The following is a 15701-nucleotide window of genomic DNA, read 5'->3' as shown; positions in this document are numbered from 1 at the left end:
TGTCTTTGTTTTTGACATTTCCTGTTCCCTATTCCCTATTCCCTGTTCCCTATTCCCCATTCCAGTTAGATAACGACTGCTAAAATATCTTTTTCAGAAAGCAGTACATATTCTTCAGTGCCGAGCTTGATGTCGGTGCCGGCGTACTTGGAGTACAACACCTTGTCGCCGACTTTAATTTCCAATTCCTGACGGCTACCGTCGTCGTTACGCTTGCCAGGGCCAAGGGCGACTACTTCCCCTACCTGGGGCTTTTCTTTAGCGGTGTCGGGTAAATACAGACCACCTGCGGTTTTTTCTTCAGAGGCGCTCACTTTCACAAAAACGCGATCGCTTAAAGGTTTAACTGTAGAAACGCTTAGAGATACAGCTGCCATAATAATTTCTCCAGAGTTTAGCACTCTCGACTCCTGAGTGCTAATTTACCGAAAAGCATCATGCAATGGCAACAATTTCCTTAGTACGGGTTCCCGAACTAGAGGAACGCAGGACTACTTAAGTATAAATGCTTAATTATTCTTGACTTTCAGGTTCCGTTCCGTAAGTTCCGAATATTTTTATATAGACAACTTTATTTGCAAACCTGGGAAATTGTTATAGAACTGTAATCAGGGAGCCGCTCGATGAGTAACAATCCAGTGATCCAGTCCAGCCATCCAATCCCCAAAACTACTAAATCTCCAGAACATAAAGCCCTAAGTAATTGTGTAGAATCTCTAGGACTGGCTAAAATTCAGCGACACATTTTTGTTTGTGCTGACCAAATTGCTAAGTGCTGCTCAAAACAAGCTAGTCTGGAGTCTTGGGAATACTTGAAAACGCGACTTAAAGAGCTAAAACTCGACCAGACGCAAGATAGTCGTCCCATTTATGTCTTTAGAACTAAGGCTAATTGCTTGCGTGTTTGTTGTTCTAGACTGATAATGGTTGTTTACCCGGATGGTATCTGGTATCGCCAAGCAAACTCGGAAGTCATTGAGCGGATTATCCAAGAACACTTAATAGGCAATAGAGTGGTAAAAAAATATGCATTTTTAACCCATCTTTTGCCATAAACTTCCCTAGTTTCTTGTGAATGTCTCGTAAAGACTTCACATCCGAAGGATATGGTATGGCAGTAAGCTTTAAGAAAGCGCGGGTTGGTTTTGAGGTAGGGTCATCTTAAGCCAGTACTTACTTGTGAATCAGAAGGATTATTTAATTAGTGTTTTTTAGCCCGCCACTTTCAAAGCGATATATAATAGCGCATTATAGATACTACTGCTATACGTATCCTTGCTGGACTTTTGCCATCGAGCTACTAATTTCTTAAAAGTGCTTCAACACTTTTGGGACTTCGAGGCAGCAAAGGCAAGTTAAGTGGGAAAAAAGACAACATCTCAAATAATCCACCATAGAGGATAACTATTCAAGACATTGATGGACCGAAGCGCGACAAGTGCCACTGCTATGAAAGAGCCCAGCATGAAAGATCACAAACGACTTCTATTGATTGATGATGACCCTAACCTCATCTTGCTGGTGAAGGATTACTTAGAATTCCGGGGATATGAAGTCATCACCGCTGAAAATGGACGAGAAGCTCTGGAAATTTTAGAGCATGATGTTCCAGACATGATCATCTGCGACGTGATGATGCCGGAAATGGATGGATATACTTTTGTGGAACAAGTCCGGCAAAACGAACGAACCAGCTGGATTCCCGTTCTTTTCCTTTCAGCTAAGGGACAAAGCGCGGATCGAGTTAAAGGTTTGAATAAAGGTGCTGATGTATATATGGTCAAGCCCTTTGAGCCAGAAGAACTCGTAGCGCAAGTAGAATCCTCTCTCAAACAAACTATCCGTTGGAAAGAACACCAAGCAAAAGGAGGAGAAAACGGTTCCCGCATCCAGGTTCCCTTCGATGTGCAATTGACCCCAACAGAACTGAAAGTAGTCCAGTTTGTAGCCAGGGGTTTAGCTAACCGGGAAATTGCTGAAGAATTAAATGTTAGTCAGCGAACGGTTGAAAGCCATGTGTCCAACATGTTGGGCAAAACCAATCTCCATAACCGCACTGAACTAGCACGGTGGGCGATTGAAAATCAAATGGCTTAAATTTAGTACCAAGTCGTGAGTGGTGAGTGCTGAGTGTTTTTGACTCAGCACTCAATTTACCAACCATCTTCTTCAGAGTTGGATTGGTGCAATACTTCTAAATCCAGTTCATCCAGGTAAGTTAAAGCACTTTCAATTTGAGAAACAGTACCTCGTAGTTCCAGATTAAAACAACTACATTCAGGCACGTTTGCGCTTACCTGAGCATCAACAATAATTACCGTGATGCCATAATGAGAAACCAGTCGTGAAATGACTGGTTCCTCATGCAAATCTTTAGGTATGTGAACTTGGATGCGAGTTTGGGTGCGTCTATTATCTAAAATATCAGTATTAAATTTTACCTGTTTATTTGGAATTGCCATTCTAGCTTCCTACTCGACTTCTTGGATGAGGATTTCGCTTTGGACGATTTCTTTTAACACTAGCGTTACTTATCCCATGCAAGCAAGAAAGTATTTGCCTTTGCAAACCATAAATCTAGATGTAGTAAATAATTTCTTGTGTATTTCAGTTAAGGTTAAAACTCTGTTACCAAAGTCAACTTTTTAACGAACCACCAAGGCGCAGAGAGCGCAGAGAGAAGAAAGAGATGCTTAACCCAAGCATATTGAATTTTAACTAATCGCTTTATAAAATATGTGGCTACACAAGAAAAACCCGCAAATGCGGGTTTAAAAGTTTTTATTAGCCGATGTAGACAGGATTTATAATAGCCTGGGTTTCAAATTCTCAAATTAAAACTCGGCACTTTGCGGTGTACGCGGGAAGGGAATCACATCACGGATATTGCCCATACCCGTCATAAATTGCACGAGTCTTTCAAACCCCAAACCAAAACCAGCGTGGGGAACAGTACCATAACGACGCAAATCAAGATACCACCACAAATCTTCTGGGTTTAACCCTTGCGCTAATACACGGCGTTCTAGGACTTCTAAACGTTCTTCCCGTTGGGAACCGCCAACAATTTCGCCAATTTTGGGTGCGAGAATATCCATTGCACGGACAGTTTTTTCATCGTCGTTTAAGCGCATATAAAAGGCTTTGATTTGCGCTGGATAATCTGTGACGATCGCAGGCTTCTTAAACAATTGCTCAGCTAGGTAGCGTTCGTGTTCTGATTGTAAATCTAAGCCCCAACTTACAGGATACTCAAACTTGACATCAGCTTTTTCTAAAAGTTTTACTGCTTCTGTATAAGTTAAGCGTTCAAATTGATTATTAATAATATTTTCGGCTGTTGCCAACACAGTATTATCAATGCGCTGATTGAAAAATTCCATGTCTTCTGGGCAAGTTTCCAACACATATTTAAAAATATGTTTGAGAAACGCCTCGGCTAAGTCCATATCGCCTTTCAAGTCACAAAAAGCCATTTCTGGCTCAACCATCCAAAATTCTGCTAAGTGGCGAGAAGTGTTGGAATTCTCTGCGCGGAAGGTAGGGCCGAAGGTGTAGACGTTGCTAAACGCCATCGCCATAACTTCCGCTTCCAACTGTCCGCTAACTGTTAAATATGTGGGTTTAGCAAAAAAGTCTTGCGTGTAATCTACAGCTTGACTTTCTGTACGAGGAATATTCTTTAAATCTAAGCTGGTAACACTAAATAGTTCACCTGCGCCTTCACAATCGCTAGCGGTGATGATGGGTGTGTGTACCCACAAAAAGCCTCTTTCTTGGAAAAATTGGTGAATGGCTGTAGAACAAGCATTTCTGACGCGGAAAACTGCACCAAAGGAATTAGTCCGCGATCGCAAATGTCCAATGGTTCGCAAAAATTCAAAGGAATGGCGTTTCTTTTGCAGTGGGTAAGTTTCGGGATCAGCTTCACCGTAGACTTTGACTGTTTCTGCTTTCAACTCAATTCGCTGTCCTTTACCAACAGAAGCCACCAGCACCCCTGTTACCTCGACAGCAGCACCCGTATTCAACTGTTTTAAGATAGCTTCGTAGTCTGGCAAATCCTGATTAATTACGACTTGCAAATTAGCTAGCGATGAGCCGTCATTGAGTTCAATAAAAGCAAAACCTTTTGACTCGCGTTTGGTTCTTACCCAGCCTTGAACTACAACAGACTCATCAGGTTGACCACTTCGCAATATTTCTGCAATCCGTCGATTTACCATATTTACCCAGCACAGGATTTCAATATCCAGCCTATAATAACGCCCATTCCACCAAAGCGGACGGCTTGCCAGAAAGGTTTCTTAAGGCTACCCCAAGAGAATAACTGGCTTTCTAAGTTTACTTCTAGCATTTCCAACTGCTGTTTTATGTGCCCTAACTCCGCTTTGATTTCTGGAGTCTGGTGCTTATTATGATTTAGTTGGTTGAGGCGTTGTTGCCATTGTGCCTTTGAAAGGCGATCGCGTTGCACTTGATTGTAGCGTTCTTTTAAGGATAGGAGCGATCGCTCTACTTCTTCGAGTTCTTGCTCAAAATCTGGCTCTGGGTTTTCTGCTGGCGGCTGCGATTGTTTAGGCGGCTTCATTTACAAGTAGTAAACTAAGATTAAATGTTAACCAATTGTCATTAGTCATTTGTCATTTGTCATTGGTAATTTTTCAAAGGACGAAGCGCAAAGTCTGAGCAGAACGCGAGTGCGTCTCGTAGAGAGGCTTCCTCCGAACAGAACTTTGTAACAGAGGACAAAGGACAAAATAAAAAGGACTCATAATTATGTCTCAATCAACCCAGCTGCCTAAAACCAGCCAACTGAATGAATTTAGCACTCTGGAATTAGCCCAAGCCCTTATGGAAAGGCTAAGCATTTCCCCTGACGATTGGCATCGCCTCAAGTCTAACCGCAATTCTCGCGCCAATGAACAAATAGCAGCAGCAGTCGTGTATCTGCTCAAAAACCAGCCACAAGAAGCTCTCGCTAGATTAGAACAGGCGGTTGGTTGGCTAGATCGCTCTATTTCTGCCCCACCCTGTCCAAGCCACGGCGAACATAAAAAATAAGAGGACTGGAAAAAGTAACAATATCATTAACTATTGTTACCTTCTCTCCTTGTCTTGCTATCTCCTTGTCTCCCCCTGCTGTACTCACCGTCGCAGAGATAGCCGGGGGCGATTTTCCATTTGTTTACAAAGTCTTAATTCCGTGCCTTTGCGGTTCCACTCTACCTGATCAAAGATTTGATGCAGAAGACATAAACCACGACCACTTTCTGCCTCATCTGGTGGCAGATAATCTGTTAGTTCGTCGTCATCATTAGCAGATGAAGGACAAAAACCACTACCCTGGTCTGATATTACCCACCAATATTGATTATCTATTAAAGAAAAACGGACTACAACTCTTTTACTAGGATCAAGATTATTTCCATGTTTTGCTGCGTTTACTAAGGCTTCTTGGAGTCCTAGCCGCAGTTCCGCTTGGAGCTTTGCTGGAATTTCTGCCAACAACAAATCTAATATCGGACAAAGATAGAGAGTAGAGGCGAAACTAATTGTGCCCCAGTAACGTCCAACGGGACGAAGTGAAATGGTAATCACAAGAGAAACCCCATAGCTTTCAGTTAGCTAGACATCAGTTTGCTTTAACAGGCACCCTGATAAAAGTTGAGGTGGTCATGCTGCCTTCAAACTTGCGTCTTTAAAACTAAATTTTGAAAATGCTAGGGAGCATTGACTCAATGAATAAGTTAGGATTGCTTGAATATATAACGGCTGGTGGGATGATTAACCTGATAATACTAGCAACTTAAAAGCTGCTGAAAACTTGGATGAGTATTGTTATACTCTGCTATTTGCCGATTTGTAATTTAGACAACCCATTTCATGTTTTTAAGAGCCTATGCAACTTTAATTTCTTTAAACAAAATGAAATCTATTTTTAGCTTAATTCGATTTTAGCATTTTTAGTATGCACTAGACTACAAATTTCCAATTTGAGTTTTTGTGAAGGACTTAGCACCCTTATCCAAATGTGATAGCACAAGAAAGGCGGCAGCTTCCACATGAGCCGTTTGGGGGAAAAAATCAGCAGGTTGCACCCGTGTGATCTCATACTGCCCGTTTTGACAGAGTAGTTTGAGATCACGGGCGAGGGTAGCTACTTTACAGCTGAGGTAAACGATTCGAGATGGTTTCGTTTGCAGTAAAGTATCGATGACAGCGCGATCGCATCCCTTACGTGGCGGGTCAAGTAAAACTACTTCTGGTATTGTGCCCATTTTTGGGAGCAACTTTTCTACTGCCCCGACTTGGAATGTCACATTATTAATTTTGTTATGCTGAGCATTCAAAATAGCTTGTTCTACTGCTGCTGGTTGCACTTCTAATCCCGTAGCTTGGTGTACTTGCTTGGCAAGAGGTAAAGTTAAAGTTCCAATGCCACAATAAGCATCAACTAGCACCTCATGCCCTTGAAGATTAAGTTCTGACTGAATTATCTGCAATAGCGCCTCTGCTGTTTCTGTATAAACTTGAAAAAATGTATCTGGGCGCACTTGAAATTCCAATCCAGCAAACTTTTCTCGCAGATAGGGAACTCCGGCAATACAACGGGTTTCATTTCCAAAGATCACATTTGTGCGATCGCAATTCCGATTCAGAGAAACTCCCACCAACTGGGGATAGCGCTTTAACCATTCTTGGGCTTGGTTTTCAATTCCCGGTAGATTCCAGTCCTTCACCACCAAAGTCAGCAACATTTCCCCTGTGCGTCGTCCAATGCGTAAACCCAGATGGCGAATTTGCCCTTGATGACGCTGTTCGTTGTAAATTTGCCAACCCTGCTTTTGAATATCCTGTTTAACTTCAGCCAGCAAAGGATTTAATCGCATGTCCTGAACTGGACATTGATTTAAGTTAATTAATTGGTGGCTACCTTTTTGGTAATAACCAGCTTGGACTTGTCCGGTAGCCGATCTGCTTAGAGGATAAGTGGCTTTGTTGCGGTAGCCTAAAGCAGAAGAAGCCGCGAGTACCGGATCTACAGGTGGTTGGACAAAACCGCCAATGCGTTCCAAAGCTTGGATAACTTGATTACGCTTGGCTGCTAACTGGTAATTATAATTAATATGTTGCCACTGGCAACCACCGCACTTATCAGCCACAATGCAGCTAGGTCGAATCCGGTGGGGAGATGGTTGCAATAGCTCCTGGAGCTTGCCGTGAGCGTATTTAGGTTTAACATGCATCAAGCGTACAATAGCGCGATCGCCTGGAACGGTATCCGGGACAAATACTACGCGTTCATCAAAGCGTCCCACACCGTCGCCTGTATCATTTAAGTCGGCGATCGTAACTTCAATTAATTCACCCTGTTGCCAAATTATTTTAGTCATTAGTCATTAGTCAAAAACTTAGAAATTCTTCCCCTGCTTCCGCTGCTTCCGCTGCTCCCTCTGCTTCCCCGGCTTCCCCATCTCCCCCATCTCCCTCATCTCTCTTCACTTGTGTACCTACAACTCGTTAAACTAGCAAATAATATTTCTTTGCGTGATTGCAATAATCATGACTGTAATTAGCCAAGTTATTCTCAAAGCCGACGACGAACTGCGTTATCCCAGCAGTGGCGAACTCAAGAGTATCGAAGAATTTTTGCAAACCGGTCTACAAAGGACGCGGATTGCTGCTACCTTAGCTGAAAATGAAAAAAAGATTGTTCAAGAAGCAACTAAACAGCTTTGGCAGAAGCGTCCCGACTTTATTTCACCCGGTGGTAATGCTTACGGAGAACGTCAGCGTTCTTTATGTATCCGTGACTTTGGCTGGTACTTGCGCCTGATTACCTATGGCGTGCTTGCTGGCGACAAAGAGCCAATTGAAAAAATCGGTTTAATTGGTGTGCGGGAAATGTATAATTCACTCGGTGTTCCCGTACCAGGAATGGTAGAAGCCATTAGTTCACTGAAAAAAGCCTCCCTTGGCTTACTAAGTGCGGAAGATGCTATCGAAGCATCACCCTACTTTGATTACATCATTCAAGCGATGTCTTAATGCAAAGTGTGTGCTGTTTCTTGAAGTGGACTTGCGGTCTACTAGATTGAGTGCTAAGCATTAGCGCTCGATACGCATAAAATTCCCAATTTGATCATACCTTCCCCACACTTGGTAGTGGCTGTGGCAAATCTCTGTCAAGTTATCAACCAGTTGTGGGGACATTTTAAATGACCAATGACAAAAAGCCGACAGTTCCTTACGGAGGCTGTCGGCAATTAGTGTGTTCCCTATTAATGACTCGGCTAGAGTTCAGTTGTAATTAATTATGCTTACTTAGTAATTGCATGGAGACGATCTTAATCAAGGATACTTGTGATTGTCATCACTTGATTGTTACAGCTAAACTGCATATACCCTAGTAATTCCATACCTACTGTAGACATATAGACTTAATAGCATCTGTAATGTTCACTTACATGACAAAGACCAGTCATTTCTAGATGCTCGTAGGTCAGTGCAGAAAAAACCAATTATGTAAAAATTTAGTAAACATTGTGTGGGTATTTACTTGAAGAAAATAAAGAAAGAACTATCTACATTCCTAGAACTGCACCTAGAGGGCAAGTAAATCGATAGAATAATGCTCTGTTCAATTGGTGCATTACTTCCATGACCGCCACATCCGCTGCTCCCTTTTCCCCTGAAGAAATCGCTGCTGAAGGTCTAAAGCCAGAAGAATACGCAGAAATTGTCCACCGATTAGGGCGTCATCCCAACAAAGCTGAACTGGGAATGTTCGGGGTGATGTGGTCAGAGCATTGCTGTTACAAAAATTCTCGACCTTTACTCAAACAGTTTCCTACAGCCGGGCCCCGCATTCTCGTGGGCCCTGGTGAAAATGCTGGTGTTGTGGACTTAGGCGATGGGCTGCAATTAGCCTTTAAGATTGAATCCCATAATCACCCTTCAGCTGTTGAACCATTCCAAGGAGCCGCAACTGGGGTAGGAGGTATCCTGAGAGATATCTTTACAATGGGTGCGCGTCCTATTGCCATATTAAACTCGCTGCGCTTCGGTTCCTTAGAAGATGTAAAAACCCAGCGGTTGTTTAGCGGTGTTGTAGCGGGAATTGCCCATTATGGTAATTGTGTGGGAGTGCCCACTGTCGGCGGCGAAGTTTACTTTGACCCTGCTTACTCTGGCAATCCCTTAGTGAATGTTATGGCACTGGGGTTGATGGAAACACCAGAAATCGTCAAATCTGGGGCGTCTGGCTTAGGTAATCCCGTGCTGTATGTCGGTTCTACAACTGGACGCGATGGCATGGGAGGCGCGAGTTTTGCCAGTGCAGAATTGAGTGATGAGTCAATGGATGACCGTCCCGCAGTGCAAGTAGGCGACCCTTTTTTGGAAAAGTCGTTAATTGAAGCTTGCTTGGAGGCGTTTAAGACAGGTGCAGTTGTTGCTGCACAGGATATGGGAGCAGCTGGGATCACCTGTTCTACGTCAGAGATGGCAGCAAAAGGTGGTGTAGGGATTGAACTGGATTTAGATAAAATTCCTGTGCGTGAGTTGGGGATGGTTCCCTATGAATACCTACTCTCAGAATCTCAAGAACGGATGCTGTTTGTTGCCCACAAGGGACGTGAGGGTGAGTTAATCGACATTTTTCACCGTTGGGGGCTTCAGGCTGTTGTCGCCGGTACTGTAATTGCTGAACCCATTGTAAAGATACTGTTTCAGGGTGAAATAGCAGCAGAAATTCCAACTGAGGCATTGGCGGAGAATACTCCTGTTTATCACCGAGAATTGTTGGCTCAACCGCCAGAATATGCTCTGAAAGCTTGGGAATGGACGCCTGAGTCTTTACCCCCCTGTACAACTGCTGGTGTTGAAATCTCAGGACATTTGCAAACTTGGAATGATATTCTTTTAACTTTGCTTGATAAGCCCACGATCGCATCTAAACGCTGGGTATATCGTCAGTATGATCATCAAGTGCAGAACAATACAGTCATTCTACCGGGTGGTGCGGATGCTGCTGTAGTGCGTTTACGCCCCTTGGAAGAGAGCAGGGGGAGAAGTGCCATTACCCAACGCGGGGTTGCGGCTACGGTAGATTGTAATCCTCGTTATGTTTACCTTGATCCCTATGAGGGAGCTAAAGCTGTGGTGGCTGAGGCTGCACGCAATCTCAGTTGTGTAGGTGCAGAACCTCTGGCGGTGACGGATAACCTGAATTTTGGTTCTCCAGAAAAACCGATTGGTTACTGGCAATTAGCAGAAGCTTGTCGCGGTTTAGCTGAAGGTTGCCGAGAATTAGCAACACCAGTCACAGGCGGAAATGTTTCTTTGTATAACGAAACTCTTGATTCCCAAGGTACTCCGCAACCAATCTATCCTACCCCAGTTGTGGGTATGGTAGGGTTAATTCCCGATATAACTAAAATTTGTGGTCAAGGTTGGCAGGCGGCCGGTGACGTGATTTATTTGCTGGGATTACCTTTAGCATCCACAATCAGTTTGGGAGCATCTGAGTATTTAGCCACTATCCACGGCGTTGTTGCCGGAAAACCACCACGGGTGGATTTTGATTTGGAACGTCGTGTACAAAAAGTTTGTCGTGAGGGCATTCATGCTGGCTGGGTTCATTCAGCTCACGATTGTGCTGAGGGAGGAGTGGCTATTGCTCTAGCAGAATGTTGCATTGCTAGTAACCTCGGTGCTGAAATCAATTTAGAAATACCACCTACCCAATTACAACGCCTTGATGAATTGCTATTTGGCGAAGGTGGAGCGCGAATTTTAGTTTCTGTACCCTCAAAACACCACGAAGTTTGGGAATCCTACTTACAGGAACATCTGGGTAAGGAATGGCAAAAATTGGGTTTGGTGGGTAATTTCGACACTGATTTGGGGGTTTTAACCGCTAATAACCAAACTTTAATCAAGGTTAGGATCGAAGATATTAGCGATCGCTTTTACAATGCCATCTCTAGACGTTTAGCTATCCACACCACTACTTCTCAGTCCTGAGTCGAGAGTACTGACTTGTAAGTATCAGATTCACTCACAACTTACATAACTTAGAACTATTAGCGTCCCTGAGCATAATTACGGTACTGTTTTAATGGATGGTTAAAGATTTATTAAGAAATCTCGAACTGTCTAACTACACAATCCCAGTGACTTGACCCCCCCACCAGGAGCAAAGCTAGCATGATTCTCATCCATCCCGTCACTTCGGATGATTACCCCGAACAGACTAACAACCTAATCAATAATCATGAAAATCGTCCTGATAAGCCAGAAGAAGCTTGCGGTGTTTTTGGCATTTACGCACCGGGAGAAGACGTTGCGAAGCTGACCTACTTTGGATTGTACGCCCTCCAGCACCGGGGTCAAGAATCAGCTGGGATTGCCACATTTGAGGGTACACAAGTACACCTCCACAAAGATATGGGCTTGGTGTCCCAAGTCTTTAATGAATCCATCTTGAATCAGTTGCCTGGAAACCTAGCCGTTGGTCACACTCGATATTCCACCACAGGCTCTAGTCGCAAAGTAAATGCCCAACCTGCTGTACTTGAAACTCGCTTAGGTACATTAGCGCTAGCACATAATGGTAATTTGGTCAATACAGTGCAGTTGCGTCAAGAGTTGCTTGAGAACAAATGCAACTTAGTAACGACAACGGACTCAGAAATGATCGCTTTTGCGATCGCAGAAGCCATAAATGCTGGAGCAGATTGGCTAAAAGGCTCCGTTCAGGCGTTTCACCGCTGCCAAGGAGCCTTTAGTTTAGTCATTGGCACTCCCAGTGGTGTTATGGGTGTTCGTGACCCCAATGGCATTCGCCCCTTAGTAATTGGCACTTTGGCGGGTAATCCAGTCCGTTATGTTTTGGCTTCCGAGACTTGTGGTTTAGACATCATTGGAGCCGAATATCTGCGGGACGTAGAACCAGGTGAGTTAGTTTGGATTACCGAAGAAGGTTTGGCTTCTTACCATTGGAGCCAAAAGCCCCAGCGGAAGCTATGTATCTTTGAGATGATTTACTTTGCTCGCCCTGATAGCGTTATGCACAACGAAAGTTTGTATAGTTACCGAATGCGGTTAGGAAGGCAACTAGCTAAAGAATCTCCCGTAGATGCCGATATTGTGTTTGGTGTCCCTGATTCGGGTATACCTGCTGCTATTGGGTTTTCTCAAGCCTCTGGTGTAGCCTATGTTGAAGGATTAATTAAAAATCGTTACGTTGGGCGCACCTTCATTCAACCCACACAAACCATGCGTGAGTCGGGTATCCGCATGAAACTTAATCCCCTCAAAGATGTACTGGTGGGTAAGCGTGTGATCATTGTGGATGATTCCATTGTCCGGGGTACTACCAGCCGTAAACTAGTCAAAACTTTGCGTGAGGCTGGTGCAGTGGAAGTACACATGCGAATTTCTTCCCCGCCGGTAACTCACCCCTGCTTCTATGGCATCGATACTGATAGTCAGGATCAGCTAATTGCTGCTACCAAATCAGTAGAAGAAATTGCTAAGCAGCTCGAAGTAGATAGCCTCGCCTATCTCAGTTGGGAGGGAATGCTAGAAGCGACGCAAGAAGACACTAATAGTTTTTGTTCTGCCTGCTTCACTGGAGATTATCCCGTGACGATTCCTGAGCAGGTGAAGCGTTCTAAGCTGATTTTAGAAAAAGAAAAGGTTGTGGTGTAGAGACTGAAACTTGCGACTGGGGAATCTTAAGAGGGGGAAAGGGTTAAAGGTTAAAGCGCAAAGTCTGAGCAGAACGCGAGTGCGTCTCGTAGAGAGGCTTCCTCCGAACAGAACTTTGTAACAGAGGGTAAGGGGATAGTTTTCCCTTTCCCCCTTTTTCCTATACCCCATGCCCAGGCTAAAATTAATAAATCCCCCAACAGAGATGATTTATGCACCAGCCGATATCTGAGAGAGTCCGCTGGACTACCGCCGACTTAGAGTTGTTCCCAGATAACGGGAACCGCTATGAAATTATCGACGGGGAATTGTTTGTGACAAGAGCGCCTCACTGGAACCATCAAAAAGCCTGTGTCAGAATTTGTACTGCTTTGGATACCTGGTCACAAGCTACTTCTTTAGGACAGGTTGTACCTGCTCCAGGAATAATTTTTGGAGATAACGATAATGTTATTCCCGATGTGGTTTGGGCTAGTAATGAGAGGCTAGCTTTGCTGCTAGATGAGGCTGGGCATTTGACTGCTGCACCGGAACTAGTGGTAGAGGTGCTATCTTCCGGTAGTGAGAACGAAAAGCGGGACAAGGAACTAAAACTTAAACTCTACTCATCACGAGGTGTCAGAGAATATTGGATTGTAGATTGGCGTAAGCAACAGGTGGAAGTTTATCGACGTGAACAAGGAAGTTTAAAGTTAGTTGCCACCTTATTCAAGGGTGATGAACTGAGTTCACCCCTATTGCCTGATTTTACTTGCGCGATTGCACCCTTTTTTACTTAACACAATGAAAGCGATGTCTGACGACAAGCCGCTTTGCGTCTACGCTATTCAAAAACCTAATTATGCTGTAAAAACTCAACTTTAGGCAATAAGGGATCAGTCACAATACCCACACCGCTAAAACCCCAGCGTTTCAATAAGTTTCCCACCTGTGTACCAGGAATAGATTCCACAGCAAAACGGTTTGCAACTTCTGCCGCGTGGGTATTTAGATAGCTTAGGGCGTCAAAGTTTTCCCTAAACAACAACAGATAACTTGATGCATCATCGGCATTGGGACGAGCTATAAGGTAACGCCCGTCAGTTTGTGAACGCACCAGGTAATAGAGTTCAAAGAGCATGGAGATGAATGAGGAGAGGGGGAGCAGGGGGAGTAGGGAGAGCAGGGGAAGAATAAATAACTCCTGTCTCCTGTCTTCTGACAAATGACAAATGCCCAATGCCGTACAACAACTAATTAAGATTTTCTAGTTGAATGCGCGGATCGGCTGCTTTCAGCATCAAGTCGGCGATTAAATTGCCAACAATTAGCAGCACTGCACCCATTACCAAGCTTGCCATTAATAAATATAAATCTTGAGCTTGTAAAGCTTGTAAAGCCAATCTTCCTAAACCTGGCCAGTTGAAGAAAAATTCGGCAATGAATGCACCGTTTAATAAACCTGCTAATTCAAAACCTAATAAGGTAATTAAGGGATTTATCGCATTACGGAGAGCATGAACGTAAATCACACGATTTTCTGGCAGTCCTTTGGCACGAGCCGTTTGGATATAATCTTGACGTAGAACATCTAATAATTCACCACGAGTGATCCGCTGCAAACCAGCAAAGCTAGTAATTGAGAGGGCAATAGTTGGTAAAATCATGTGCCAGCCGATATCTAGTAATCTACCAAACCAAGAAAGTTCCGCATGATTAATGCTAGTCATGCTACCTACTGGGAAAAGCGGCGAGGTCATTTGAGCAAAAACTAGTAACGCTAGGGCGGTGATAAAACTGGGAAAGCCTTGTCCGGCGTAGCTAATCACCTGTAAAATCCGATCGCCTAGCTTATTTTGCTGGACAGCGGCAAAGATGCCTAAAGGGATAGCGATCGCCCAGGTTGCAATTAAGGATGCGATCGCTAATAGCAAAGTTGCTGGTACTCGTTCCCACAACAGCGACGAAACTGAACGTTGGTAAACAAAACTTGTACCAAAATCGCCTTTTGTGACAATTCGCCACAGCCACAGCCCAAATTGCTCTGGCCAAGACTTATCAAGTCCAAATTGCTGCTTGATTTCCTCTATTCTTTCTGGGGATATCTTCGGATTTTGCCGCAATGTATCTACATAATCCCCTGGAGCAAGTTGAATGATAAAAAACGACAATGCTGACGCTAAAAACAAAGTTAGTAGTGCCTGCAATAGCCGCTTCACTACATAAATAAAAGTCTCATTCGTGACTAATCTAATTAGCCAATCCCGTCCTGTCTCCAAGGAAATTCTCGTAGATGTCATTTGTCCTTTGTCCTTTGTCCTTTGTCAGTTGTCTAGTGACTAATGACTAATGATCATTGACTAATATTCAATTAAGGAAATAATCGGCACATCCGGCAGATGTTTACGTCCTTGCAAATCCCGTAGCTCGATAATAAACCCAAACCCCACCAGTTCACAGCCAATATTCTGCACCAATTTTGCTGTCGCCTTCGCAGTTCCACCCGTGGCAATTAGATCGTCTACAATCAAAATTCGGCTACCTGGGTGCAAAGCGTCTTGATGTACTTCCAGGCAGTCCATACCATACTCTAGTTCATATTCAATTGAGTGAACTGCTGCTGGTAACTTACCCCTTTTGCGGACGGGAATAAAACCAGATCCTAATTTATAAGCTAGAAGTGAGGCAAAAATGAACCCCCGCGACTCCATGCCAACAATATAATCTGCTTTGATCTCCGCTTCTATGCATTTTTGTGTAAAAATGTCAATAGTATAACGCAGTCCTTCCGGATCGCGCAGCAGTGTAGTGATATCCCGAAATAAAATTCCGGGTTTGGGAAAATCAGGGATGTCACGAATTAGAGACTTCAAATTCATAAAACAGAGATTGGGGAATAGGGCATGGGATATGGGGCATTGGGGAAAGGGGTAAGGGGGAAAGGGAAAAACCATCCGCTTACCCTCTGTTACAAAGTTCTGTTCGGAGGAAGCCTCTCTACG

Annotated in this window: 16 protein-coding genes; 7 read left to right on the top strand and 9 right to left on the bottom strand. The window is 43.9% G+C overall.

The window, feature by feature from the left end; all coding sequences use genetic code 11:
* Positions 1 to 65: 65 nt before the first annotated feature.
* Positions 66 to 377, bottom strand: coding sequence for a co-chaperone GroES (gene groES / locus FNW02_RS03485; RefSeq protein ID WP_162394337.1), 312 nt, complete (start codon positions 375 to 377; stop codon positions 66 to 68).
* A 246-nt stretch (positions 378 to 623) separates the two neighbouring features.
* On the opposite strand from groES, the gene FNW02_RS03480 reads away from it, so the two are divergent.
* Together FNW02_RS03480 and FNW02_RS03475 are read left to right on the top strand one after the other, a co-directional pair.
* The gene (locus FNW02_RS03480; RefSeq protein WP_191756196.1) at positions 624 to 1055 is read left to right on the top strand and encodes a (2Fe-2S) ferredoxin domain-containing protein; all 432 of its coding nucleotides are present in this window, start codon (positions 624 to 626) and stop codon (positions 1053 to 1055) included.
* A 364-nt stretch (positions 1056 to 1419) separates the two neighbouring features.
* On the top strand, positions 1420 to 2097 hold the full coding sequence (locus FNW02_RS03475; RefSeq protein WP_010997804.1) for a response regulator transcription factor: 678 nt from the start codon (positions 1420 to 1422) through the stop codon (positions 2095 to 2097).
* Between the two features lie 56 nt (positions 2098 to 2153).
* Here FNW02_RS03475 and FNW02_RS03470 read toward each other — a convergent pair whose 3' ends face one another.
* The 3 genes from FNW02_RS03470 to FNW02_RS03460 all read right to left on the bottom strand — a co-directional run bounded on the left by FNW02_RS03470 (position 2154) and on the right by FNW02_RS03460 (position 4591).
* A complete protein-coding gene (locus FNW02_RS03470; RefSeq protein WP_191756195.1) occupies positions 2154 to 2462 on the bottom strand; it encodes an NIL domain-containing protein in 309 nt (102 codons plus the stop codon).
* A gap of 372 nt (positions 2463 to 2834) precedes the next feature.
* On the bottom strand, positions 2835 to 4226 hold the full coding sequence (gene asnS / locus FNW02_RS03465; RefSeq protein WP_191756194.1) for an asparagine--tRNA ligase: 1392 nt from the start codon (positions 4224 to 4226) through the stop codon (positions 2835 to 2837).
* A 2-nt stretch (positions 4227 to 4228) separates the two neighbouring features.
* Positions 4229 to 4591, bottom strand: coding sequence for a sll0565 family protein (locus FNW02_RS03460; protein WP_191756193.1), 363 nt, complete (start codon positions 4589 to 4591; stop codon positions 4229 to 4231).
* Between the two features lie 188 nt (positions 4592 to 4779).
* Between FNW02_RS03460 and FNW02_RS03455 the strand changes: the two genes are divergently transcribed.
* Positions 4780 to 5064, top strand: a complete 285-nt coding sequence (locus tag FNW02_RS03455; RefSeq protein WP_191756192.1) for a DUF6439 family protein — start codon at positions 4780 to 4782, stop codon at positions 5062 to 5064.
* Positions 5065 to 5148: 84 nt separating this feature from the next.
* Here FNW02_RS03455 and FNW02_RS03450 read toward each other — a convergent pair whose 3' ends face one another.
* Both FNW02_RS03450 and rlmD read right to left on the bottom strand, forming a co-directional pair.
* A complete protein-coding gene (locus FNW02_RS03450) occupies positions 5149 to 5601 on the bottom strand; it encodes an ATP-binding protein (RefSeq protein ID WP_191756191.1) in 453 nt (150 codons plus the stop codon).
* Positions 5602 to 5981: 380 nt separating this feature from the next.
* Positions 5982 to 7397 (bottom strand): 23S rRNA (uracil(1939)-C(5))-methyltransferase RlmD, encoded by a 1416-nt coding sequence (rlmD, locus tag FNW02_RS03445; RefSeq protein ID WP_191756190.1) that lies wholly within the window; start codon positions 7395 to 7397, stop codon positions 5982 to 5984.
* A gap of 169 nt (positions 7398 to 7566) precedes the next feature.
* On the opposite strand from rlmD, the gene FNW02_RS03440 reads away from it, so the two are divergent.
* From FNW02_RS03440 to FNW02_RS03425, 4 genes are all read left to right on the top strand, one after another.
* Entirely contained in the window at positions 7567 to 8052 is a 486-nt protein-coding gene (locus FNW02_RS03440; RefSeq protein WP_191756189.1) for an allophycocyanin subunit alpha-B, read from the top strand.
* A 612-nt stretch (positions 8053 to 8664) separates the two neighbouring features.
* Positions 8665 to 11031 carry a phosphoribosylformylglycinamidine synthase subunit PurL gene (gene purL, locus FNW02_RS03435; protein WP_191756188.1) on the top strand — a complete coding sequence of 789 codons (2367 nt, stop codon included), beginning with the start codon at positions 8665 to 8667 and terminating at the stop codon, positions 11029 to 11031.
* A 183-nt stretch (positions 11032 to 11214) separates the two neighbouring features.
* Positions 11215 to 12720 carry an amidophosphoribosyltransferase gene (purF, locus tag FNW02_RS03430; RefSeq protein WP_191756187.1) on the top strand — a complete coding sequence of 502 codons (1506 nt, stop codon included), beginning with the start codon at positions 11215 to 11217 and terminating at the stop codon, positions 12718 to 12720.
* 212 nt (positions 12721 to 12932) lie between these two features.
* The gene (locus FNW02_RS03425; protein WP_191756186.1) at positions 12933 to 13499 is read left to right on the top strand and encodes a Uma2 family endonuclease; all 567 of its coding nucleotides are present in this window, start codon (positions 12933 to 12935) and stop codon (positions 13497 to 13499) included.
* A gap of 56 nt (positions 13500 to 13555) precedes the next feature.
* Here FNW02_RS03425 and FNW02_RS03420 read toward each other — a convergent pair whose 3' ends face one another.
* The 3 genes from FNW02_RS03420 to FNW02_RS03410 all read right to left on the bottom strand — a co-directional run bounded on the left by FNW02_RS03420 (position 13556) and on the right by FNW02_RS03410 (position 15578).
* Entirely contained in the window at positions 13556 to 13840 is a 285-nt protein-coding gene (locus FNW02_RS03420; protein ID WP_191756185.1) for a hypothetical protein, read from the bottom strand.
* Between the two features lie 112 nt (positions 13841 to 13952).
* Complete coding sequence (locus FNW02_RS03415) at positions 13953 to 14999, bottom strand: ABC transporter permease (RefSeq protein ID WP_191756184.1); 1047 nt, start codon at positions 14997 to 14999, stop codon at positions 13953 to 13955.
* Between the two features lie 60 nt (positions 15000 to 15059).
* Positions 15060 to 15578 (bottom strand): adenine phosphoribosyltransferase, encoded by a 519-nt coding sequence (locus FNW02_RS03410; RefSeq protein ID WP_191756183.1) that lies wholly within the window; start codon positions 15576 to 15578, stop codon positions 15060 to 15062.
* Between the last annotated feature and the right edge of the window lie 123 nt (positions 15579 to 15701).

It is taken from the genome of Komarekiella delphini-convector SJRDD-AB1, from assembly GCF_014831675.1.
Taxonomy (GTDB): Bacteria; Cyanobacteriota; Cyanobacteriia; order Cyanobacteriales; family Nostocaceae; genus Komarekiella.
Note: the sequence above shows the minus strand (reverse complement) of the source record. Positions and strands in the feature narration are given on the sequence as shown.